The sequence below is a fragment of the Oryzophilus luti genome, from assembly GCF_059726245.1.
In genome coordinates this window covers 176566-198961 of the sequence record NZ_AP040874.1, presented here as the reverse complement: position 1 = coordinate 198961, position 22396 = coordinate 176566, and the positions used below count along the sequence as shown (strand labels likewise).

17 protein-coding genes and 1 tRNA gene are annotated in these 22396 nt (G+C 61.2%); 7 read left to right on the top strand and 11 right to left on the bottom strand.

Going from position 1 to position 22396, the window contains the following annotated elements:
* Window positions 1-35: 35 nt before the first annotated feature.
* The 5 genes from AC6IZO_RS00805 to AC6IZO_RS00785 all read right to left on the bottom strand — a co-directional run bounded on the left by AC6IZO_RS00805 (window position 36) and on the right by AC6IZO_RS00785 (window position 8155).
* Window positions 36-461 carry a TOBE domain-containing protein gene (locus tag AC6IZO_RS00805; protein ID WP_497807007.1) on the bottom strand — a complete coding sequence of 142 codons (426 nt, stop codon included), beginning with the start codon at window positions 459-461 and terminating at the stop codon, window positions 36-38.
* A 916-nt stretch (window positions 462-1377) separates the two neighbouring features.
* A complete protein-coding gene (locus tag AC6IZO_RS00800; protein ID WP_497807005.1) occupies window positions 1378-2718 on the bottom strand; it encodes an MFS transporter in 1341 nt (446 codons plus the stop codon).
* An 89-nt stretch (window positions 2719-2807) separates the two neighbouring features.
* Window positions 2808-4331, bottom strand: coding sequence for a 4-alpha-glucanotransferase (gene malQ / locus AC6IZO_RS00795; protein ID WP_497807003.1), 1524 nt, complete (start codon window positions 4329-4331; stop codon window positions 2808-2810).
* A 35-nt stretch (window positions 4332-4366) separates the two neighbouring features.
* The gene (locus AC6IZO_RS00790) at window positions 4367-6808 is read right to left on the bottom strand and encodes a glycoside hydrolase family 31 protein (protein ID WP_497807001.1); all 2442 of its coding nucleotides are present in this window, start codon (window positions 6806-6808) and stop codon (window positions 4367-4369) included.
* Between the two features lie 129 nt (window positions 6809-6937).
* The gene (locus tag AC6IZO_RS00785) at window positions 6938-8155 is read right to left on the bottom strand and encodes a hypothetical protein (protein ID WP_497806999.1); all 1218 of its coding nucleotides are present in this window, start codon (window positions 8153-8155) and stop codon (window positions 6938-6940) included.
* 330 nt (window positions 8156-8485) lie between these two features.
* Here AC6IZO_RS00785 and AC6IZO_RS00780 point away from each other — a divergent pair, with 330 nt between their 5' ends.
* The 4 genes from AC6IZO_RS00780 to AC6IZO_RS00765 all read left to right on the top strand — a co-directional run bounded on the left by AC6IZO_RS00780 (window position 8486) and on the right by AC6IZO_RS00765 (window position 14560).
* Window positions 8486-11989, top strand: coding sequence for an outer membrane beta-barrel protein (locus AC6IZO_RS00780; RefSeq protein WP_497806997.1), 3504 nt, complete (start codon window positions 8486-8488; stop codon window positions 11987-11989).
* A gap of 77 nt (window positions 11990-12066) precedes the next feature.
* The gene (locus AC6IZO_RS00775) at window positions 12067-13917 is read left to right on the top strand and encodes an alpha-amylase family glycosyl hydrolase (protein ID WP_497806995.1); all 1851 of its coding nucleotides are present in this window, start codon (window positions 12067-12069) and stop codon (window positions 13915-13917) included.
* A 214-nt stretch (window positions 13918-14131) separates the two neighbouring features.
* Window positions 14132-14208: transfer RNA gene (locus AC6IZO_RS00770), tRNA-Val, on the top strand.
* A 154-nt stretch (window positions 14209-14362) separates the two neighbouring features.
* The gene (locus AC6IZO_RS00765) at window positions 14363-14560 is read left to right on the top strand and encodes a hypothetical protein (protein ID WP_497806993.1); all 198 of its coding nucleotides are present in this window, start codon (window positions 14363-14365) and stop codon (window positions 14558-14560) included.
* An 85-nt stretch (window positions 14561-14645) separates the two neighbouring features.
* Here AC6IZO_RS00765 and metX read toward each other — a convergent pair whose 3' ends face one another.
* From metX to AC6IZO_RS00750, 3 genes are all read right to left on the bottom strand, one after another.
* Complete coding sequence (metX, locus tag AC6IZO_RS00760) at window positions 14646-15731, bottom strand: homoserine O-acetyltransferase MetX (RefSeq protein ID WP_497806991.1); 1086 nt, start codon at window positions 15729-15731, stop codon at window positions 14646-14648.
* On the bottom strand, window positions 15731-17032 hold the full coding sequence (locus tag AC6IZO_RS00755) for a homocysteine synthase (RefSeq protein ID WP_497806989.1): 1302 nt from the start codon (window positions 17030-17032) through the stop codon (window positions 15731-15733). Before AC6IZO_RS00755 ends, metX begins: the two co-directional genes overlap by 1 nt.
* Before the next feature lie 242 nt (window positions 17033-17274).
* Window positions 17275-17436, bottom strand: a complete 162-nt coding sequence (locus AC6IZO_RS00750) for a hypothetical protein (protein ID WP_497806987.1) — start codon at window positions 17434-17436, stop codon at window positions 17275-17277.
* A 190-nt stretch (window positions 17437-17626) separates the two neighbouring features.
* On the opposite strand from AC6IZO_RS00750, the gene AC6IZO_RS00745 reads away from it, so the two are divergent.
* The 3 genes from AC6IZO_RS00745 (at window position 17627) to AC6IZO_RS00735 (ending at window position 19694) form a co-directional block, all read left to right on the top strand.
* Complete coding sequence (locus tag AC6IZO_RS00745) at window positions 17627-17977, top strand: hypothetical protein (RefSeq protein ID WP_497806985.1); 351 nt, start codon at window positions 17627-17629, stop codon at window positions 17975-17977.
* 8 nt (window positions 17978-17985) lie between these two features.
* A complete protein-coding gene (locus tag AC6IZO_RS00740) occupies window positions 17986-18534 on the top strand; it encodes a CDP-alcohol phosphatidyltransferase family protein (RefSeq protein WP_497806983.1) in 549 nt (182 codons plus the stop codon).
* Between the two features lie 224 nt (window positions 18535-18758).
* Window positions 18759-19694, top strand: coding sequence for an EamA family transporter (locus AC6IZO_RS00735; RefSeq protein ID WP_497806981.1), 936 nt, complete (start codon window positions 18759-18761; stop codon window positions 19692-19694).
* A gap of 57 nt (window positions 19695-19751) precedes the next feature.
* Here the strand turns inward: AC6IZO_RS00735 and AC6IZO_RS00730 are convergent, their stop codons facing one another.
* The 3 genes from AC6IZO_RS00730 to cysS all read right to left on the bottom strand — a co-directional run bounded on the left by AC6IZO_RS00730 (window position 19752) and on the right by cysS (window position 22387).
* On the bottom strand, window positions 19752-20114 hold the full coding sequence (locus tag AC6IZO_RS00730; protein WP_497806979.1) for a hypothetical protein: 363 nt from the start codon (window positions 20112-20114) through the stop codon (window positions 19752-19754).
* 206 nt (window positions 20115-20320) lie between these two features.
* Window positions 20321-20659 carry a hypothetical protein gene (locus tag AC6IZO_RS00725; RefSeq protein WP_497806977.1) on the bottom strand — a complete coding sequence of 113 codons (339 nt, stop codon included), beginning with the start codon at window positions 20657-20659 and terminating at the stop codon, window positions 20321-20323.
* Between the two features lie 240 nt (window positions 20660-20899).
* Window positions 20900-22387 carry a cysteine--tRNA ligase gene (cysS, locus tag AC6IZO_RS00720; RefSeq protein WP_497806975.1) on the bottom strand — a complete coding sequence of 496 codons (1488 nt, stop codon included), beginning with the start codon at window positions 22385-22387 and terminating at the stop codon, window positions 20900-20902.
* Between the last annotated feature and the right edge of the window lie 9 nt (window positions 22388-22396).

Below are 22396 nucleotides of genomic sequence, written 5' to 3'. Positions count from 1 at the left end.
CTTTCTGTTTGGATGAGAGATAACTTCTGCGTGAGTTAGTCGACACCGACCATGACGCTGGAGGCCTTGACGATGGCGCTGACAGCATCGCCCGCCTTCAGGCCCAAGCCCTTGCAGCTCTCGAGCGTGATGATGGAAACCACCGTGGTGCCGCCCGCGAGCGTCACATCCACTTCGGCGTTGACGGCGCCGGCCGTGACCTTGGCAACCTTGCCTGGCAGCACGTTGCGGGCACTGATCTTCTTGGGATCAACGTCCTTGGCGATCATGACGGCGCTGGCCTTCAGAATGGCGTAAGCGGCCTTCCCTTCCTTCAGGCCAAGCGCTTCGGCGCTGCCGTTGGTGATGACGGAGGCAACCTTCTCGCCGCCCTTCAGGGTCAGATCCACTTCGGTGTTGACGGCGCCCTTGGTGACTTTGGTGACGCTGCCAGCCAGCAGATTACGCGCACTGATTTTCATTCAATCCATCTCCTTACTTTGAATTCATTCTCATCGGTTCTGCAATCTCAACAATTTACACCCGGCAAAGACCATGGGAGCAGCAGGATGTCGTGTTTTGGGGTACGACTTGCGTATAGAGGACGCGGTCCTGTATCAGGCTTTCTGTCTTGTATAGAGACTCTTTATTTTTGAAGAGGTTACAACAGATTCTCAGGAGTGGGAGAAGTCGAAATCGGGAGCCGTCACTGTAAAAACTATTTTTTCGCACCTCGGCTTTTCATTTCCCATGCAGCACCAGTCCGCCGCTTTGCATCGCGCGCAGAGAAGGTGACAGTGTAACGCGCAGGTCAGGAGCGGCTGCCCGATGACAGCACGGACATCTCCCTTCAAGAAGCATTCCGGCACGAAGATGGACGCAAGCAGCGAAAGGAGCTTCACTCGGATGCGCAAGAAAAATGCCGGTGTGCAGGAGGTCCTCGCACACCGGCTGATGGTTGCTGCCCGGTACGACCCTACTGGTGTCACCGGCCTGAATGAGAAGGAGCAACACCGCGCCGAACCATGCCCCCACACGATCCGTCGTAATGGCCCTTCCGGCCGGCGACACCAGAGGAGTCGCCCAAGCTTGCCGTGAAGTCCGGTTGGCTACCGAGTTCACGACCTTGCGCATATTGTCTGTCTCTTAGTGGTAGGTGCCACCAATTTGTGACTCGAATGCGCAAAACAAATTTACATCGAAAATTGAATTTCCGAACGCCGCGTTCGCAAATTAATCAGGAGGAAAGTACACGGGCTTCTCAGGCAACATTTGTGAACGCCAGGTTTCGATCAGAAACGATCATGCCGAGGCCCACATTGATGATCACAAATGGACGAGGCGCGGCCGTGTGACCGCGCCTATCCGGAGGTTCCGCTCCAGTTCGTTTGATTCGTGTCAGTTCCGCACCGACGCATCCTCCTGCACGCGTCGCATGAGCAGCGCGGCCACAAGCAGTGCGGCACCGCCAATCATCACCACCGCCAGCCGCACGTCGATGGAGACCGGTAGCCGTGGAGCCATGAAGTTGACCACGCGGTTGAAGCACGCGCTGGCGATGATTTCCGGAATAACGATGAAGAAGTTGAAGATGCCCATGTAGACGCCCGTGCGCTCCGGCGGCAGCGAGCCGACCAGCACGGCATAGGGCATGGCCAGGATGCTGGACCACGCGATGCCAACGGCGGTCATGGGCAGCATGAGACCCAAGGGCGTGTGTATGGCCGCCACCGACAGCAAGCCAACGCCGCCGATGGCAAGACAGAGTGTGTGCGTATTCTTCCGTCCGAGCTTTTCCGCAATGGCCGGCAGGAACGGAGAGAACAGGAAGGTGACCACCGAATAGACGGCGAAGCAGACGCCGCCCCACTTGATACCCTCCGTGTAGCCGGGCGACTGGGTGGTGGTGGCGCCGAAGACGCTGCGCGCAATGGCCACGCCAAAGAACAGCCACATGCAGAACAGCCCGAGCCAGGTGCAGAACTGCACCGGCGCCAACTGACGCATGGTCTTTGGCATGGTGCGGACGGCTTCATTGATCTCTCGCACGTTGGCCAGCATCCGCGCAGACAGGCTGGTGTGCTGCTGCTTCCTCGCAAGGAAGGCCTGCATGTTTTCGGGCGGATACTCGCCGGTAGTCAGGATGGTGTAAAGCACTGCGCCGAAGAACGCCGCCGCTCCAAGATAGAACGAGAGCCGCACGGTGTACGGAATCGCCGAGGAGCCACCCGCATCGCTGATGTGGAAGACGTGCGTGAGGATGTAAGGCAGCCCGGAGGAAAGAGTGGCTCCGATGCCGATGAGCAGGCTCTGTGTGGCAAAGCCCGCGGTGCGCTGTTCGTCGGGAAGGATATCGGCAACGAAGGCGCGGAACGGCTCCATGCTGATGTTGATGGAGGCGTCGAGTATCCACAGCAGGCCCGCGGCCATCCACAGCGCGCTGCAGCGCGGCATCATCAGCAGCGCAAGCGAGCTGAGAATGGCGCCGGTGAGAAAGTACGGACGGCGGCGTCCGAGGCGGCACCAGGTGTTGTCACTGGCGTTGCCGATGAGCGGCTGCACGATGAGACCGGTGAGCGGTGCAGCCAGCCAGAGCATCGGAATCTGGTCGGCGGTTGCGCCCAGGTACTCATAAATGGCGCTCATGTTCGACATCTGCAGGTTCCAGCCAAACTGTATGCCGAGGAACCCGAAGCTCATGTTCAGAATCTGCCAGTAACTGCGGCGCGGTTTGTTCATGTCCGTCCCTTAAATCGACATCTGCGAATCTACTATTCCTGCTGCGCGGCAACCCGCGCTATTTGCGCTTGCAAGCTGAACCCTCGACATCAGCGGCCGTAGAGTTCCGCCAGCTTCTTCAACCGCGCGGCGAACTCCGGCTTCACCTGCTCCGCCGAATAACGGAACGTCCAGTTGCCCCACGAACGCCCCGGAAGGTTCATGCGCGCTTCGGTGCCGAGGCCGAGCACGTCCTGCATCGGCACCAGCACGGTATCAGCCACGCTGGCCATGACCGCGCGGATGAGCACCCAATTGACCTCGTCGGCGGGGCCAAAGTTCAGATACTCCTGCGCGAACTCGTGCTCGCGCCGCAGGTCGGCCTCGCTGCGCGTGGAATCGCCAACGCCGCCAGTCCACCAGCCGACGGTGGTGTCATTGTCATGTCCGCCGGTGTAGGCCACAAGGTTGCGTGGATAGTTGTGCGGGCGGAAGTCCGGCCCCTGCGGGTCGGTGCCGAAGGCAAATTGCAGCAACGCCATGCCGGGAAATTCAAACTGATTGCGGATGGCCTCGACCTCCGGAGTGATGACGCCGAGGTTCTCCGCTGCGATGGGCAGCGGGCCAAGCACCTGCTGAAGGGCCTCGAAGATGGCTGCGCCCGGCCCCTTCACCCATTGTCCGTTGACGGCCGTGGGCTCACCGGCGGGAATTTCAAAGTACGCCTCGAAGCCGCGGAAGTGGTCGAGCCGCACCATGTCGAACATGCCGAGCACGGCGCGCATTCGGGCAATCCACCACTGGAAGCCGTCGGCTTGCATGCGGTCCCAGCGGTAGATGGGGTTGCCCCATAGCTGGCCGGTAGCGCTGAAGTAATCGGGCGGCACGCCGGCCACGCGCGTGGGCTCGCCGTGCGAATCGAGCCAGAACAGCTGCGGGTTGGCCCACACATCGGCGCTGTCATGCGCCACGTAGATGGGCAGGTCGCCCATCAGGCGGATGCCCTTCTGCCTGCACTTTTCGCGCAGAGCGCTCCACTGGCGGAAGAACTCGAACTGCCAGAAGCGCTGCGCGGCAATATCGTCACGCAGGCGCTCGCTCCAGAAGGCGATGGCCTCGGGCTGGCGAGCGGCGAGCGCAGGCTCCCAGCGCGTCCAGGTGACGCCGCCGTGCGCGCTCTTGGCGGCGGCGAACAACGCATAGTCATTAAGCCAGGCGGCGTTGGCGGCGCAGAAGCCCTCATACTCGCGGCGCTGCTCGGCCGAAGCCTCGGCAAAAAAACGCTCGGCGGCAATGCGCAGCAGCGGCATGCGGTGCGCAAGCACCCGGCCGAAGTCTGCTTTGGTGTGCGGAAAATCCGGCGCGGGCGAAAGCTGGTTGCGGTGCAGCAGCCCACGCTCGCAGAGGCGGTCGAGGCTGATGAGCAGCGGGTTTCCGGCAAAGGCCGAAAGGCACTGGTATGGCGAATCGGCGTAGCCGGTCGGGTTCAGCGGAAGCACCTGCCAGAGCTTCATGCCGGCAGCGACGAGGAACTCGATGAAGTTGTCGGCCTCAGGGCCAAGGTCTCCGCAGCCGTAGGGGCCGGGCAGCGAAGTCGGGTGAAGAAGAATGCCGCAGGATCGGGGAAATCTCATGTTCGTATGAAGCCTGTAAGAATCCGGCCAGCCTTTCAGTAAGTAATTGCGATCGCCGTCTCAGCGGCGGTCGCAGTCGTATCAATTTCGATCGTGTGCGCGAAGGCATCAATCTTGCGCTCCGCCTTTATGCTGTTCACGCGCACTTCGCGTGGCGCGCGGCCATCATGCACCACCACGCGCACCTGCTGCCACCACGGCTTATACGAACCACTGGGCGCGTGCAGTGTAACGCGCAGCGAGCCTTCCTCCGCCACGCAGGTGAACTGCTGGCGGAAGAATTCTCCGCGCTGGTAGTTGAAACTTTCACCATCATCCTCGTAGAGCGAGCCTGTGCAGTTCGCGCCGGGGTAGACGTGCAATTCAAGAGGCCCGCGCGGCACTTCGTTCGTGCTCTGCACCAGAGGCTGCCGTGGAAGGATGGCCCCGGCACGCACGTAGACCGGCAGCACGGCCAACTGCTTCGCGCGCATGATGGCACAAGGTGCGTCCGCCTTGCTGCATTCCTGGCGCTCGCCCGTCCAGTAATCGAACCACGCGCCGTGTGGCAACTCGATGCGCTGATCGTCCACGGTTTCCTTGAGCACGGGCGCAACCAGCAGATCACGGCCGAACATGAACTCCGCGTCGTTGGCAGCCAGCGCGTCTTCCTCCGGAAACTCCATCATCAGCGGACGCATGACGGGCACGCCGGTGCGCGCGTTCTCCTCCGTCGCGGTGTAGAGGTACGGCAGCAGACGGTAGCGCTCCTCAATGTAGCGGCGGCGGATGGCCTCGTGCTCCGCGCCGTGTACCCACGGCTCCTGGTCTTTCGTGTCATTGGCGGTGTGGTTGCGGAACATGGGCAGGAACGCACCCAGCTCCATCCAGCGCGTCAGCAGCTCCGGCGTGGGGCTGCCAATGAAGCCACCGACATCGACACCCGTAAATGAATATCCGGAGAGCCCGAGACTCAGCAGCGTGGGCACCGTCAGCCGGTAGTGCTCCCACGTTGACTGGTTGTCGCCCGTCCAAGTGGCGGCGTAGCGCTGCGAGCCGCTGAAGGCCGCGCGCGTGAGGATGAACGGACGCAACTTTGGCTCCAGAGTACGCATGCCGTCATAGGTGGCACGCACGTTCAGCAGGCCGACAAGGTTATGCATCTCACGATGATCTGTGACGCGCGCAATGCCCGGCTCCTCGATGCGATGCACGGTCGCGAGCGGCATCGTCTTCTCGTCACTGAAGATCGACGGCTCGTTCATGTCATTCCAGATGCCGCGCACACCGGCCTTTGCCATGCCCGCGTAAAGCGTGCCGAACCACGCACGCGAACTCGCGCGCGAAAAATCAGGAAACGCGCACTGGCCGGGCCACACCTTGCCGAGATAGGTGGAGCCATCGGGATTGCGCACAAAATGATCTCCGGCAATTCCCTGCTCGTACGGTGCATAGCCCGGCTCGGCCTTCAGGTGCAGGTCGGCAATGGCCACGGTCTTGATGCCGCCGCGAGCGAGGTCGGCGACCATCTGCTCAAAATGCGGAAACGTCTTGCGGTTGACGTCGAAGGCCTTGTAGCCCGCAAGGTAGTCGATGTCGAGATAGATGGCGTCGGTGGGGATGTGATGCTCGCGCAAAGTGCGTGCCACTTCACGCACACGCGCTTCCGTGGTGTAGCCGTAGCGCGACTGCGCGTAGCCCAGCGCGAAGCGCGGTGGCAGCGGCGTGCGTCCGGTGAGCTGCGTGTAGTCTGCGAGCACCTGCTTCGCATCCGCGCCGTGGAAGACATAGAACACCAGCGGGCCGCCCGAGGCACCGAAAGCCCAGGTATCAGGCGCGCGCTTGCCCAGGTCAAACCAGCTCCGGTAGCTGTTATCGAGAAACACGCCGCTGGCGCTTCCCCGCCGCGTGAAGAGCACGAACGGAATGCTCTTGTAGAGCGGGTCGGTGCCGGTCTGCCAGGAGTAGGCGTCGGTGTTCCAGAACGTGTAAGCCGCGCCATGATGTTCGATGGGACCGGCTTTGTCTCCAAGCCCGTAAACATGCTCGCTGCCCAAGCGGTTGCGCACCGTGAACGCTTCGCCCTGCCATGCGACGGATTGCTCGTCGAGCACAACCTCGCCAGAAACGGTGGTGATGCGCAGCAGTCCGGTGGCGCGATCCACCTGCACGGTGAGAGCACCCGTGGTGAACCCTGCGTGCGTGGCCGTGGACGCTTCATGCAGTACGGGTGCGGAGAACGATGGCTCGCCCACCACGGCGTATGAAAAATGCTCGGGAACGTCGCGGCCGTTGGAGTACTCAACCCGCAGCACATTGGCGCTGAGAGCGGTCACGCGCAGATGAACCGCTCCGGCAGTGGCTAGGAACTGAGAGGCTTCCAGGCGGCTGGAAGCAACGGGGCCGGACTGGGAAAACAAGGGGCGGGCCGCCAGCAGCAGAAACGCCACCAGCAGCAGAGCAGTCGCGCGAAGCGTCGTGAACCAACGGTGCTTCATGAGGGTGCCGCATCCTTTTGTCCTGCCAGCGCGGGCGACGAGCGCAACCATGCAGCGTGCGCAGAACGAGTCACGGATGAAACTGGATGGATTGTAATTGCTCCGTCAAGCGGAGAGCGGTGAGGAAATTTACGGCAGCTTGTGGAGAGCCACCAGATGGGTCTCCACCGGCACGCCATGCGCGATCTTGACGCGGATGAGCGCCTCGAAGGGCGTCAGCTCTTCGGCACGTTGCACTCCGAGCCGCGAGAGAAGCTCTTCGAGCGAATTGGGCGTGCTGACATATTCGACGGCGGCCTGCGTGCCGAAGGTGGTGATACCGGCCAGGATGAGCACCTTGTTCGAGCTTGGCCCGCGTTCGAGGCCGATGATGGCGTAATCCTCGGTGAGCTGCTCACTGTTGGGCGTGGAGAGCACGCGCGTCGGCTCATCGGGCGCGGGCTTCAGGTTCACGATGGCCAGATCGCCCGGCCGGGACTGGTCTCCGGCGTTGCGCTGGAAGACGAAGGTAGACGTGTTCGGAATCTCGCGCAGGGTCAGATTCTCCGAGGGCGAGCCGAGAAAGATCAGGTCGTTCTGGCGGGCGTCGTCAAGCGTGAACAGGCTGCCGCGCTTGACCCGCACGCGTCCATGCAGGCTCGCAAAGACCACGTCGAGATTGTGCACGGAGAGCACTTCGCCGACGCCGGTGTAGTGGTCCCAGATGGCCGCGCCCTGGTCGCTGCGCGGGTTGTAATAGCGTATGCCGGTCTCCGGGCGGCCGACGAAAGCGGCGTTGCTGAAGATGACCCACGGTTCGGAGGAATGGTTGACGAAGCCGCCCCAGAAGGTCTGCACCGGCGCCGGAGCCGGCTGGAGCACGGAGCCGTTGGAGTGCGTGAGCAACCAGCCAATTGTGGCCAAGGCCACCACCAGCAGCACCGCAAGAATGCTGGAGGTCAGGCCAATCAGGCGTGGGGACCTGGCATCGGCCGCGCGTTGATTCCCCTCGAGTGACTCCTCCCGATTCTGCTTCGCTGGCCGGAATTGAAACGTGAGGGAGTAACTTCCCTTGGGCATGTCAAAAACAACCGGGTCCTCGGCGCCTTCGCCGGAGTAATACTTTGCGAGCTTGGCGCGGAGGCGGCCAACCTGAACTCGAACGGTGGAGTCGACCTGCGGGTCGTATTCGGCTGGACGGCCGAAGACCTCCGTCGCAATTCGATACTCCTTGAGCAGGACTCCAGGCTCGTCGAGGGAGTGCCGCGTCAGGTAGCGGAGGAGTTTGCACAGTGCCTCGGAGTGGTGCAAAACCTCGCTGGCAGTCAGGCGCTCAACCTGTTCGAGAATCTGGGTCCGTTCGTTCACGACCCGTCATGTTACAGGCGTAACGAACCTTTTACAAGAGTCCTATCCTGTTGATTTCACGAAGCTGTATGGATGTAACGGTAACAAACTGATGGAGACTTACGTTGCAGGGGCGACAGGCAGAGACTCCTGTCCGTTTGTAATGCGCTTAGTAAGTTCGCTATCTGTCTGTGGATGCATTACAACCATGAGTGATTGCTGAGGAAAACCAGAGGGCCGAAGCGCAGGGCAAGCTTCGACGTGCCAGCGCCAAACGCTCTCGGAATGACAAGAAAAGAAACAGCAAGAGCTTTATCACGTTTCCCAACCTGATCAAGGAGAGGAACAATTATGAAGCAGTGCGCCAAGGTGAAGTGGCTGGTTTTGCTCGCGATTCTGTGCGTGAGCCTGGCTGCCTTCGCCCAAACCGACACAGCACGCGTCATTGGTACCGTCACGGATCCCGCCGGGGCGGCCATCTCAGGAGCGACCGTCACGGCGACGAATCTAGGCACCAACCGTACGGTCAGCGTCACCAGCAGCGGCAATGGCGATTACACCCTCAATGCCCTGCCCACCGGTTCCTATAAGGTAGAGGTCAAGAATAAGGGCTTCCGGACCGAGACCGCGAACGTCACACTGACGATCTCGCAGGTGCTGGAAGTCAACTTCAAACTTCAGGTCGGCGGCACGACGGAAACCGTGAACGTGACCGATGAAGTGCCTCTGGTGGAGACCTCGACCTCCAGCTCCGGCGAAATCATTCAGGGCCGTCAGGTGACGGAACTGCCGATCAACGGCCGCAACTTCACTTCTCTCGCACTGTTGACGCCTGGCGTCACACGCGGTGCGGCCTACCAACAGGCTATGGGCGGCGCTTCCGGCGGCCACTCAGAAACCTGGCGTAACTCTGAGAACGGCGGCGGCGCTCTGGCGGTAAACGGACAGCGCTCGCAGGCGAACAACTACATCTGGGATGGAGTCGACAACAACGACTCGTTCGTCAATAACCTCCTGTTCTTCCCGCCGACGGAAGCCATCCAGGAATTCCGCGTGAACACCAGCGTAGCTCCGGCAGAATTCGGCCGCGCCGGTGGTGCCATCGTTCAGGTTCAGACCCGGGGCGGCAGCAACCAGATCCACGGAAGCGGATTCTGGTATCGCCGTACCGACAACCTTGACGCCAACCCGAATTACTTTGGCGGCGGCTCCACCAAGGACACCTTCAAACGCAACCAGTTTGGCGGCACCGTGGGCGGCCCGATTTGGAAAGACAAAATCTTCGCTTTCGGCGACTACCAGGGATTCCGCCAGTTGCAACCTGTGAACTGGGGGTCCACCCACGTTCCAACCCTAAAGATGCGCGATGGTGACTTTTCCGAATTGCTGGTCAGCTCTGGCACCGGAATCACCTCAGCGCCAATTCCGCAGATTTGCCCGAACCTCTATGACGGTGGCGGCAATCTCATTCTGAATGGTGGCAACAAAGGGTACATCTTCGATCCGCAGACCTGTCTGCCGTTCGGCTGGGTGGGCAATGCCGCGACCGGTGCGGCGGGCCCGAATATCAACATCATTCCGGCCGGCAAGCGCAACACAGTCGGCATGAACTACCTGAACGCCTTCCCGCTGCCGAACATCGCAGGGGCCAATGCGTCCATCAACGCTGCAAACTTCCAGCCACACCGCCAGAAGACGATCAAGAACAACGATTTCGATATCCGCACCGACTTTGTGCTGAACCCGCGGGAAACCATCTTCGCGCGTTACAGCTATGGTCAAGACAACCTTTCCGAGACGGTCTGCCTGCAGGATGCCAGTCATTTCCTGCCTTCCTGCGACAGCTCCGGTACCAACCCGAACCACCCGCGGCAAGTCGCAGCCGGTTACACTCGCCAGATCACCAACAACTTGATCAATGAATTTCGTTTTGGCTATTCGCGGCCGTACTACGGTTATCAGCAACCGGGCTACGGCACGCCGATGGCGGCCAACCTCGGAATTCCGAACGCGAACACCAGCAGCCTGCTCGGCGGCATGGCCCTGATCGGCGGCTGGAGCGGACAGCTTGAGTACAGCGGCGACTACGGCCCCTATGTGGTAAAGCAGAAGACCTATCAGTTCAATGACGCGGTGAGCTGGGTGAAGGGGCACCATACCTTCAAGTTCGGCTTCAACATCATGCACCGTGGCGTTGACTGGACGCAGGCCAACCGCGCCAAGGGGTACTTCTGGATCGACGACAACAATGGAACCCAATGGAGCGGCTTCCCCGGTGCTTTCTCCGGTCACGGTACGTTCACTGGTTACGAAATCTCCGAGCTGGCGGGTGGCTTCATGTCGGCCTATCAGATCGGAGTCTTCAACGGCTACTACAACACCAACAACTGGGAAAACGGCTACTTCGCCCAGGACGATTGGAAGGTCAACAGCAAGCTGACCCTGAATCTCGGCCTTCGCTATGACCAGTTCACCTGGCCGACCGAACAAAACAACCGCCAGTCGAACTTTGACCCGAAGACCGGAACCTTGGCCCTGCCCGGAGATACCGGCTGGAACAATGCTCTGATCGCGACGCCAAAGCACAACTTCGGTCCCCGCATCGGCTTTGCCTACGACCTGCATGGAAACGGCAAGACCGTCATTCGTGGCGGCTACGGTCTGTTCTATTTCCTGGATCGTGGTGGCGTTGGCGTGCAGCTTTCCAACAATCCGAACTTCAACGGAACGCAGACCTACTATGCCTGCCCGACGCTGGCTACCTGCGGCAGCGGTTATCGCTTCACACTCAGCGGCCAGGGAGCTCCGGGAAGCACGGATCCGACGCTGGCTACCGGTGCCCTGCCGTCGGGCAGCTCCGGAACCGACCCCAAGAACCTGACGGTCAATGACAACGTCATCTACTACCCATACAAGAGCCCGAACTCCAACATCCAGCAGTTCAACCTGCAGGTGGAACAGGCTCTCAACAAGAACACCTCCATCAACGTGGCCTACGTGGGCATGATGATGGACAATCTGGCGACGAACTACAACGCCAACAGCAGCGTCCTGGGCGGCACCACGAACTGGTTCCCGTCCCTGGGCGGCATCAGCGCCTACGAGTACATCGGCAACGGCAACTACAACTCGCTGCAAACAAGCCTGAAGCAGCGTATGAGCAAGGGCTTGCAGTACACCGTGTCGTACACCTGGTCGCACACGCTGGACAACTCCAGCGGCGCACTGGACGGCGCCGACAGCCGTATTCCCGTCGGAGCCAACGGCAAGGCCCTGCTCCACTACAACTACGGCAATTCCAACAATGACATTCGTCACTCACTGGTGGCTTCGGCGCTGTACGAGCTGCCTTTCGGCAAGGGACGCATGTTCCTGAGCAACGCGCCCAAGATGCTCGATTACGTGATCGGCGGATGGCAGTGGAACAATATCCTGATCCTGCAGAGTGGCGCGCCATTTGACGTCACGATGAACAACTCCGGTGCTACCGGCCGTCCGGATTACCACGGCGGATGCAAGGTCGGTGCCAGCGATCTGGTTTGGCTGAGCTGTCCGAGCGGAGCCTTCACTTCCGCCTCCGGACTGGTCGGAACACTGGCTCGCAACTACTTCCACTCCCCGGGGCAGCATCGTTGGGACATGACACTCCAGAAGGATTTCGCCGTCACCGAGCGGGTGAAAACCCGCTTCCTGATCCAAGCCTTCAACGTCACCAACACCCCCTACTTCGGCAGCCCTGACGGTAACGTCAGCGACGCGCCTTCCGTAGGAACGCACAGCGGCTTTGGCGTGAAGAACTCGACCATCTCCAGCTCGGAACGTGAAATCGAGTTCGGTCTGCGTCTGAGCTTCTAACCAAACACGGCACACAACTCGGGGGACAGATTCGTCTGTCCCCCTTCTTTCGCGCACGTTCGAGGTCATAACTAGTTATGGATACGCTGCGGCGCGCCCGCTGTGTCAAACTGCTGATTTTTGCGCTCGTTTTTACCTCTCTTACCGCCTGGGCCCAAGGCCCGAAGGTCACCAAACTTGAACCACCCAACTGGTGGGTGCAGATGCCGCACGATCCGATGCTGCTGCTGACCGGGGAGAACCTGGAAGGCGCGTCGGTGAGCGTGCAATACCCCGGGGTGAAGATCACCCGCACGGAGCCCGGCTCCGGCGGACACTACCTGTTCGTCTGGCTGCACGTTGCAGCTGAAGCCAAGGCCGGCGTTGCGCACCTGAAGATCACCGCGCGAGGCACCAGCACGCAGGCTGACTTCAAGCTGCTGGCACGCAGCAACTCCGCGGAGATCGCGCATGGCATCACGCGCGATGACGTGGTCTACCTCATCATGCCCGACCGCTTTGCCGACGGCGATGCGACCAACAACGATCCCGGCTGCTGCAAGGGCTTTTACGACCGCGAGAAACCGATTGCGTATCACGGCGGCGACCTGAAGGGCATTGCCAGCCACATGGACTACCTGAAGGAACTCGGCGTGACGGCCATCTGGCTGACGCCGTGGTGGAAGAACTCGTCGAAGGCGGGCGACTACCACGGCTACCACGTCACGGACTTCTACGCCGTTGACGACCACTTCGGCACCTTGAAGGACCTGCAGGAGATGGTGGCCGAGGCGCACCGCCACGGCATCAAGGTTGTGATTGACTACGTGGCCAACCACATTGGGCCGCTCAGTCCGTGGGCCAATGACCCGCCGACGCCGACCTGGCTGCACGGCAGCGTGGCCAGGCACATGGACCCGAGTTACGACTTCTGGCCGCTGGTGGACATACACGCCCCCGCGCGCGACCGTCGCCCGGTGGTGGAAGGCTGGTTCGCCGGCAAGCTGCCGGACGTGAATCCCGACGATGCGCGACTGGAGGAGTTTCTCTCCGATAACGCCATCTGGTGGATTGAGTCGGCGCGACTGGATGCCTTGCGGCTGGACACCTTCCCGTATTCCTCTCGCGAATCCTGGGGCAAGTGGCACCAAGCAGTGCGCTCGGTCTACCCGAAGATCTCCTCCATGGCCGAGGTGTGGAACACCGATCCGGTCATCACCTCGTTCTATGAAGGCGGGCGCAAGGAACGGGGCGTGGACACCGGAACCACCACGGTCCTCGACTTTCCGCTGATGGACGCCATCCGCAACGTGCTGCTGCACGGACGTCCTGCCAGCACCATTCCTCAGGTGCTGGCGCATGACTACCTTTACCAGCGGCCCGAGGAGCTGGTGACCTTCGTTGGCAACCACGACCTCAAACGCTTTATGGGCGAGGACGGCGCGACGCTTGAGAAACTGATCGCCGCCGATGCCCTGCTGATGAGCCTTCGTGGCACTCCGCAACTCTACTCGGGCGACGAAATAGCCATGCACGGTGGCGATGACCCGGACAACCGCCACGACTTCCCCGGCGGCTTCCCCGGTGACACGCGCAACGCCTTCACTGCGGCGGGCCGCTCGCTGGCCGAGCAGAAAGCCTTCGACGCCTTGAAGCAGTTGATTGCCCTGCGCAAGCAACATTCGGCGTTGCGCCGCGGCACGCTCACTACGCTGGGCGCAGCCGATGGTTACTACGCCTACCTCCGCGCCGACGGCAACGACCGCGTGGTGGTGCTGTTGAATCCGACAGACACGCCGCAGAAGATCAGCCTGCCGCTGGCCGACACGCCGCTCGATGGGCGCACGGCTCTGGAACCGATCTACGGAGACAGCACGGCCACCATCGACGGCAACACGCTCTCATCCACGCTTCCTGTGAATTCGGTGACGATGTTCGCAGTCAGGTAAACGGCTGCTGCTTCTTGGGACGCGGCTCCGGCCGCGTCCCGTTTTTTTGTCCTTATATATAAGGTTTGAGTTTTCCACCGATGGGCGGGGTAGGGCATTTGCCCAAAAGGCAGTGCTTCGGTAGAATGAAAAAGTCGTTGCAGTGTTTTGCTCAAAACCTGCAACAGCGGCGACGTTCCCGCGCAGCCGCAAAGCAGTCTCCGGTAGGTTATGTAGGCCCGTAGCTCAGTTGGTTAGAGCGCATCCTTGACACGGATGAGGTCGATGGTTCGAGTCCATTCGGGCCTACCATTCTCAAGCACCAGTTCCCCAACATCCTCAGCATCGCAAAAGAGAGCGAAGTGTGTTCTCGCCTCGCGGGCATTCATGCGTTCGCTTCCGTGCAGGAAGGCGAAGGCGGTGCGGCTCCGCGTACAATAGGTTTGTTCTTAAGGATGAGGAAGAGATGGCTCTGGTCTGGCTGGTTGAATGTAAAACCTGTTTTCAGCGGTTCGCCGTGCTGCCGCGCCACAGTGTGTCCGGCAAAAGCACGGACGCCCTGACGGCTAACCCCGATATGGGCTCCTTTGAGTGCCCGCACTGCCACGAGTTCCACCACTACGGAACCGAGGACTTTATCCCCGGCGAGGGCCGCATCGTCTAGCCGGCTGATCCTCGCGAACCTCGCGAATTTTGCACTCCCCAACAACTCACTGGTTGCAGGATGAGGCGCCCATGCGCACTGGCGGCTATTCGCCCAGGAATCGCGTGGTGACCGGCAGTAGCTGCTCCGGCTCGGCGAGGAACGCGTCGTGCCCGTGCGCGGAGACCAACTCGGTGTACTGCACGTTGACGCCGGCGCTCTTCATGCATTCGCTGAAGGCGCGCACGTCCTCGGCTGGAAAGAGCCAGTCGGACGAGATGCCAATCAGCAGTACCGGGCACTTCACACGCGCGAAGGCCTCGCTTGCGCCGCCACACTCCTGCTCCGGATCGAAGGCGTCCATGGCATGCGTGAGCGTGATGTAGGAATTGGCGTCAAAGCGGCGCTCGAACTTTTCGCCCTGATGGTCGAGATAGCCCACCACGTCGTAGCGGCCCTCGGGAGACTCCCACGGCGCGGGACCAACGCGATTGGGCTTGCGTCCGTGACGCTCGGCAAACAGCTCGTTTGATTTGTAAGAACAGATGGCCAGCGCGCGCGCAATGGCAATGCCCCGCGCGGGCGGCTCGTCCGGCGCATAATTGCCGCCCTTGAAGGCCGGATCAAGTTCGAGGATCTGGCGCTGAATCTCGTTGAGTCCCAGTCCCATCGCTCCCAGCGGACAGGCGCCGATGGCAACGCACTTTCCCACTCGTTCCGGAAATTCAATGGCCCACTGCAGCGCCTGCATGCCGCCGATGGAGCCGCCCACCACGGCCTTGAAGCGCGCAAAGCCAAGCGCATCGGCGGCGAGCGCCTGCGCTCGAACCATATCTCGGACGGTGATGCGGGGAAAGGCTGCGCGGTAGGGCTGGCTGGTGGCGGGGTCGAGCGAGGTGGGGCCGGTGGAACCGTAACACGAACCAAGCACGTTGAAACAGACGATACAGTTTCGCGCCGGGTCTAGCGAGGCAAGCAGTTGCGGCCACCAGTCGGCGACGTTGGCCGAACCGCTCAGCGCGTGACAGACCAGGATGACGTTGTCCACGGCGGCCGAAGGCTCGCCGTAGACCGCGTATTGAAGATCGACGTGCGTCAATGTTTCACCGCTATCAAGCGCGAAGGGCGCTCCGCCGTTGATGCGGATGCTGCCCTCGCGCACGCGACAGTTACAGACTGCATCGGTGCTCACTACGGCCTCCCAGACGGGCTGGAGAGTGCCAGCGCCTGCTCAAGATCGTCGATGATGTCCTGCGCGTCCTCAATGCCGATGGAGAGCCGCACAAGATCAGGCGTCACACCGGAATCCAACTGCTCGGCTTCGGTGAGTTGCTGGTGCGTGGTGGAGGCCGGATGGATGGCGAGCGACTTGGCGTCGCCGATGTTGGCCAGCAGGCTGAACAGCTTCAGCGAGTCGAGGAACTTCTTGCCCGCCTCGTAACCGCCCTTGATGCCGAAGGTGAGCAGCGCGCTCGCGCCCCTGGGCAAGTACTTCTTCGCCAGCTCGTGATAGTGGCTCGACTTCAATCCGGGGTAGTTGACCCAAGCGACCGCCGGATGCTGTTCGAGGAACTCGGCCACCTTCTGCGCGTTGGCCGAGTGACGCTCCATGCGCAGGTGAAGTGTCTCCGCACCCTGAAGAAGTAGGAAGCTGGAGAACGGCGAGAGCGCCGCGCCGGTGTCGCGCAGTCCCTGTACACGCGCCTTCACGATGAAGGCCAGGTTGCCAAAGGTCTCCGTGAACGAGCAGCCGTGGTACGACGGATCGGGTTCGGTGAACTCCGGGAAGCGGCCCGAGGCCTTCCAGTCGAAACGACCGGAGTCGACGATGACGCCGCCGATGGTGCTACCGTGTCCGCCGATAAACTTGGTGGCCGAGTTGAGCACAATGTCGGCGCCCCACTCAATGGGCCGCACCAGCGCGGGCGAAGCCACGGTGTTGTCCACGATGAGCGGCAGCCCGTGCTTGTGCGCGATTGTCGCCAGCCGCTCGATATCGGCCACGTCGAGCTTTGGGTTGCCGAGCGTCTCGGTGTAGAGAGCCTTGGTCTTATCTGTGATGGCGGCTTCGATGCCCGCGAAGTCTTCGCCGTCGACGAATTTGAAGTTCACGCCGAGCTTCTTGAACGTGTAGTGGAACAGCGTGTAGGTGCCGCCGTAGAGCGAGGTGGTGGAGACGACTTCATCGCCCGCTCCGGCCAGCGTCAGGATCGCCAGCGTTTCCGCAGCCTGCCCGGAGGCCACAGCCAGCCCGGCCGCCCCACCTTCCAGGGCCGCCACGCGCTGCTCGAAGACGTCCGTCGTGGGATTCATAATGCGGGTATAGATGTTGCCGGGCTCCTGCAGAGCGAACAGCCGCGCGCCGTGGTCGGCGTTGTCGAAGACATAGGAAGTGGTCTGGTAGATCGGCACCGCGCGCGACTTGGTTGCCGGATCTGGCTTCTGGCCCGCATGAACCGCCAGTGTGGCAAAGCGCTGTTTCGTCTCTGACATCTCGTCTCCTTGGTTCCCCGCGTCAAACTTCCGCGTAAACGAAAACGACCCACATTTTGTGTGGGTCGTCTTAAATCCGGTGTCTTAGGGCTTGTTGCCGCTAGTTCCGATGACGACCCACGCTGACGCACATGCACATGTGCATGGGGCACATGGCCATGGTGGTCGCGAGCTGGGTCTTCATCTTCATGACTGTTACGACTATCTCACAGGCTGCTGCGCGGAGGCAAGAGCCGCGCGCGCTAGATTCGTGGACCGGAAGAAGCGGTCCATGCGAGCGGCGGCTCATTCGTCTGCTGCGCCAGCAGACGGCGCTGGTGCTCGCGCTCATTCAAATAGGTGCCCACGCTGAATAGCAAAAGGAAGGCCGACAGGAACAGCACGAGTTGGATCATCTCAGCCATAGGAGCCTCGAACGCAGCGGTTGCGCATTCTGACTATCGGACGAGGTACGGCGCGGTAAAAGCCGATGTCCAAAGGTGTGACGCGCGCCGCCCAGACCGGGAAAGCAGGGCATGGAGAGGTTCCAAACTGAGTACCATCTGGCAGCGCGCGGCAGTTGCATTCGCGGCAGGCAAACGGCAGAATCAAGCTATGCACGATTCACGTCAGCAGCCAGCGGCTTCCACGGAAGGCACCTTCCAACGCGGGGCCATCGTGTTGCTGACCCTGCACTCACCGCGCGAAAAGGTCTGGGGCATGCTCGTGGAGCTGGTTCCGCACGGCGTAACCCTGCGCGGCATCTCGCTGGAATCGTTCGAGGACCTTCTGCGCCAGGTAAAGGCCGATGAGGCTCCGCCGCTCTCCACTGTCTTCTTCCCCATGCACCGCGTGGAGCGCATGGCACTTGATGAGCCGACCGGCGACGTGCCATCGCTGGCGGAGCAGATGGAGCAGCGCACCGGCCACAGCGCCGAATCTGTTTTGCGCGAGGCCGCACGGTGAAGTCCGCAGTGTGGAACGCCCCCAACCAGATCACGCTGCTGCGGCTTGTCTTCGTGCCCTTCATGGTCATCCATGTGCTCGACCGCAGTTACCAGGCGGCGCTGATCATCCTCGTGATCTGCGGGTTGAGCGACGGGCTTGACGGACTGCTGGCGCGCGCGCTGCACCAGCGCACCAAGCTGGGCGAATACCTGGACCCGATTGCCGACAAGCTGATGCTCAGCTCGCTGTTCATCTCGCTCTCGCTCACGCACCAGATTCCGTGGCGCTACACGGTGCTGGTCTTCACGCGCGATATCGGCATCCTCGCCGTCTCGCTCGTGCTCTACATGACAACCTCTCTGCGCGACTTCCGCCCAAGCATCTTTGGGAAGGTGAACACGGCGTGCCAGATCGGCGCAGTCTTTTTCGTGATGCTGGCAAATGTGCGCGTGGAAACCTGGGTGCTGATGGCGCGTTACATCTTCCTGCAAGGCGTCTTCGCCTTCACGCTGGCCTCGGCCCTGCACTACATACACCTGACCAGCACGCGCCTGCGCTCCGTGCAGATGCAGTAGCACAGTTAACCAGCCGCAACTTTCATCCTCAACAATTTCCCGTAATAGCCGACGCACAGCCATCTGCACACAAATTGTGCAGCCACGTGCGGCGCTCGCGAATCCTTGATGATGTTCTGCCGAGCTTCCGCGCGGACCAAAGACGGCGCAGGCCAACGCGTTCCCGTAATTCTGTTAAGCTGGATGAAACTCCTCGTATGACGCAGGAACAATCCAAATTCCGAATGCAGGTAGTGGTGGCGTTTGCCCTCGTGTATGTGCTCTGGGGTTCCACCTACCTGGGCATCCGGCTGGCGGTGGACCACCTTCCGCCGCTGGTGATGGGCGGACTGCGCTTCACCGTCTCCGGCCTGATGATGCTGGGCTGGTGCTGGTGGCAGAAGCGCCCCATCCTGGTGACGAAGATCGAACTGCTGCGTTTGACCATCATCGGCTTCCTGTTGCTGGTGACCGGCAACGTGGTACTGGGCTGGGCGGAGACAAAGATTCCAACCACGCTGGCGGCGCTGCTGATCGCCATTACGCCGCTGTGGTTCCTGCTGCTGGAGTCGCTCAGCACGCGCGGCGACCACATCAGCGCGCGCGGCGTGGCGGGCATCGCGCTTGGCGTCTTTGGCGTGGGCGTGCTGCTGTGGCCGGACTTCCGTCACCTTTCGCTGGCGCAGGATTCACTGCTGGGAGCGCCGCTGGTGCTGGCCTCGAGCTTCAGTTGGGCCAGCGGGTCGATCCTCTCCAAGCGCTGGCAGATGAACATCGATCCCTACACCTCGAGCGGCTGGCAGATGCTGATGGCCGGCGTGGTGAACTCGGCCGGCGCGCTCGCCATTGGAGACCTGCACCGCACGGTGTGGGCGCGCAGCTCGCTGCTTGCCGTCGTCTACCTCATCATCGCCGGATCGATCATCGGCTTCACCGCCTACATATGGCTGCTGCGCAACGTGCCCACTCCCAAGGTGGCCACCTACGCCTACGTCAACCCGATTGTCGCAGTCTTTCTCGGCTGGCTGGTGCTGGATGAGAAGCTGAACAGCTACATGATGGCCGGCGCCATCATCATCATTATCAGCGTGATTCTGGTGACCGGAGCCAAGCTGAAACCGCGCGAAGACCGCACCGTGGCAGACGAAGAACTCGGGCCGCTGGAATCCGCCGGAGATTAAACGGCGCGCAACAGAAAGGCCGCGCACGTGGCGCGGCCGTCACGGTCCCCATGCTCGCTACTTCTCTGCGCCCGACACCTGGGCACCTTCGAACTTCAATGTCCCCTTCAGCTTTGGCACTTGGATTTCGCGGACATGCTCGCCATTGGTGACCACCACGGACAATTGCGTGGAGGTACCGCCTTCGACAAACGTTGCGCTTGTTTGCACCACCGCGGTGCGGCCTTTCATGAGGCTCACCTTTGCGTTTGCGCCGTCGCGCTCCACGCTGAGGCGATAGTCTCCGGCGGGAACGCGGGTGCCCGCCAGCGTGACACTTTCATACAAGGTAAGGCTTGCAGTTTGGGTTTCGCTGGCGAAGGCCGCAGTTGCGGCAAACGCCAACAGGACGATGGCAGCGATACGCAGCGTGCGTTTCATGCGTGCTCTCCTCCGTGAATTGGCGTGAATTCGCGTGCGTGCCGGCGTGCTGCACACGTCTCACTTCCCGTGACGCTTGCGTTCTGTCCCGGTGATGACAAGTACGCAGCCGGCGCGGATACGGTTCCGCAGGAATCGATGCCGCCGCGCAGAAATGAAAAGGCCGCGCACGCGGCGCGGCCTTTCACTTGAAACGATAGCAGGAGTTACTCGCTGAAGACGACGGCGCCCTTCAGCTTCGGAATGTCGATGCTCTTCACCTTGTCGGAGCTCTTCACCACCACCACGTCGTCGGCGAGGGGTTTGCCTTCGACGAAGCTGGCCTTGGTCTCGATGACGACCTTCTTGCCCTGCTTCAGGGTGAACTTCACCTGCTGGCCGTCACGGTCGATGACCATGGTGTAGTTGCCGGCGGGAACGTTGGTGCCGGCGAGGATGGTTTTGTTCTCCAACTGAATGCCAATGTTGTGGGTATCACTGGCGAAGGCTGGAATGACGAGCACGCTCAGCACGAGCACGACTGCGATACGGACTGCGAGTTTCACCGGTTTCCTCCAAAAGTGAACAGATGAAACGCAGTGCGGGGCCTGGGAAACAACGGGTTGGTTCGCAGCTGGGCCGCGGGCGCGTGTCGTTTCTGCCGCACTCGTTCCATTCCGTCCGGACGGTTTTACCGTCTCCTGATGAATACGTAGTGCGTTTACCGATGGTTCCGGCAAACATGTGATTGTAACAAAAAGCTCCGCACATGGCGGAGCTTGTTGGTTTTCAATCTGCGACACAGGCTATTTGCGATGCCAGCGCACACCGTCCTTAGTGTTCTCCAGAACGATGCCTTCGGCGGCAAGCTGATCGCGAATGGCGTCGCTGGCCTTGAAGTCACGCGACTTGCGTGCAGCCGAGTGCTTCGCCACCAACTCCTCCACCTGCGCATCGCTGAGCGACGCACTGCGGGCAATCTCCAGAGCAGCCGGTGAAATTTTCTCGCCCAGCCCTTCGGCCTGCGCCCAGTCCACTACCTGCTTCACACGCGCGGCATCGTTATCGGTGAGCACGTCAAAGATCGCGTCGAACTGCGTCAGCGCCTTGAGCAGCGCCGGAATGTCACCCTTCCGAACCTCGCCACGGTCGACGGCGGCATTGGTATCACGCACCAGGTCGAAGATGGCTCCGAGCGCCAGCGCGGTGTTCAAGTCTTCGTCGAGCGCAACGCGCATCTGCCCACAGGCTTTTGCTGCAAGCTCCGCCACGACCGGGTTTTCGCCCTCGGGCCACTGCGAAGTTTCCAGCCGCAGCTTGAAGTTGCGCAGACGCTCCACAGAAGCGGCCGCCTGCGTCAGTCCGTCAAAGGTGAAGTTCAACTGTTTGCGATAAGGCACTGAGGCCAGCAGGAAGCGCAGCGATGACGGCTTGTGGCCCATCAACACCAGATCGCGCAAGGTAAAGAAGTTGCCGAGTGACTTCGACATCTTCTGCCCTTCGACGAGCAGAAAACGTGCATGCATCCAGAAGCGCGCGAACGTCTTGTGCGTCAGCGCCTCGGTCTGCGCGATTTCGTTCTCGTGGTGCGGGAACATGAGGTCTTCACCACCGGCGTGCAGGTCAAAGGTATCGCCAAGGTAGCGGCGGCTCATGGCGGAGCACTCAATGTGCCAGCCGGGGCGACCGGGGCCGATCTCGGTCTCCCACTTTTCTTCGCCCGGCTTGGGAGCCTTCCACAGTGCGAAGTCGCGCGCGTTGTCCTTGTCGTATTCATCCACGTCCACGCGCGCGCCGTCGGTCATGCCGGCAAAATCCTTCTTGCTCAGCTTGCCGTACTCGGGGAACTTGGCGATGCGGAAGTAGTAGGAACCATCCTCCGCCTTGTAGGCCACGCCCTGCTCTTCGAGCTGATGAATCATCTCGGCCATCTCCGGGATGTGCTCGGTAGCACGGGCGATCTGCTCGGGCTGCTGGATGGACAGCGTCTGCATGTCGTCGAGGAAGGCCTGGATGTACTTCTTCGTGTAGTCGTGAATGGCCAGGCCGCGCTGCACCGAGTTGCGGATGATCTTGTCATCCACGTCGGTGATGTTCATGACGTGCTGCGTCTTGTAGCCGCTGGCAATCAGATGGCGGCGCAGGATGTCGACCGCAATGAATGTGCGGAAGTTGCCGATGTGCCCGTAGTCATAAACCGTGGGGCCGCAGGCATAAAAACGAACAGTGTTGTCGCGCTCCGGGGCAAAATTCTCCACCCGGCCGCTGAGAGTGTTATAGAGCTGTAGCGACATGGCCGTCCT

Bases quoted from the DNA above. Each gene is read 5' to 3' on its own strand.
- AC6IZO_RS00805 (WP_497807007.1), bottom strand. From the start codon at position 461: ATGAAAATCAGTGCGCGTAATCTGCTGGCTGGCAGCGTCACCAAAGTC.
- AC6IZO_RS00800 (WP_497807005.1), bottom strand. From the start codon at position 2,718: ATGAACAAACCGCGCCGCAGTTACTGGCAGATTCTGAACATGAGCTTC.
- malQ (WP_497807003.1), bottom strand. From the start codon at position 4,331: ATGAGATTTCCCCGATCCTGCGGCATTCTTCTTCACCCGACTTCGCTG.
- AC6IZO_RS00790 (WP_497807001.1), bottom strand. From the start codon at position 6,808: ATGAAGCACCGTTGGTTCACGACGCTTCGCGCGACTGCTCTGCTGCTG.
- AC6IZO_RS00780 (WP_497806997.1), top strand. From the start codon at position 8,486: ATGAAGCAGTGCGCCAAGGTGAAGTGGCTGGTTTTGCTCGCGATTCTG.
- AC6IZO_RS00775 (WP_497806995.1), top strand. From the start codon at position 12,067: ATGGATACGCTGCGGCGCGCCCGCTGTGTCAAACTGCTGATTTTTGCG.
- AC6IZO_RS00765 (WP_497806993.1), top strand. From the start codon at position 14,363: ATGGCTCTGGTCTGGCTGGTTGAATGTAAAACCTGTTTTCAGCGGTTC.
- AC6IZO_RS00755 (WP_497806989.1), bottom strand. From the start codon at position 17,032: ATGTCAGAGACGAAACAGCGCTTTGCCACACTGGCGGTTCATGCGGGC.
- AC6IZO_RS00750 (WP_497806987.1), bottom strand. From the start codon at position 17,436: ATGGCTGAGATGATCCAACTCGTGCTGTTCCTGTCGGCCTTCCTTTTG.
- AC6IZO_RS00745 (WP_497806985.1), top strand. From the start codon at position 17,627: ATGCACGATTCACGTCAGCAGCCAGCGGCTTCCACGGAAGGCACCTTC.
- AC6IZO_RS00735 (WP_497806981.1), top strand. From the start codon at position 18,759: ATGCAGGTAGTGGTGGCGTTTGCCCTCGTGTATGTGCTCTGGGGTTCC.
- AC6IZO_RS00730 (WP_497806979.1), bottom strand. From the start codon at position 20,114: ATGAAACGCACGCTGCGTATCGCTGCCATCGTCCTGTTGGCGTTTGCC.
- cysS (WP_497806975.1), bottom strand. From the start codon at position 22,387: ATGTCGCTACAGCTCTATAACACTCTCAGCGGCCGGGTGGAGAATTTT.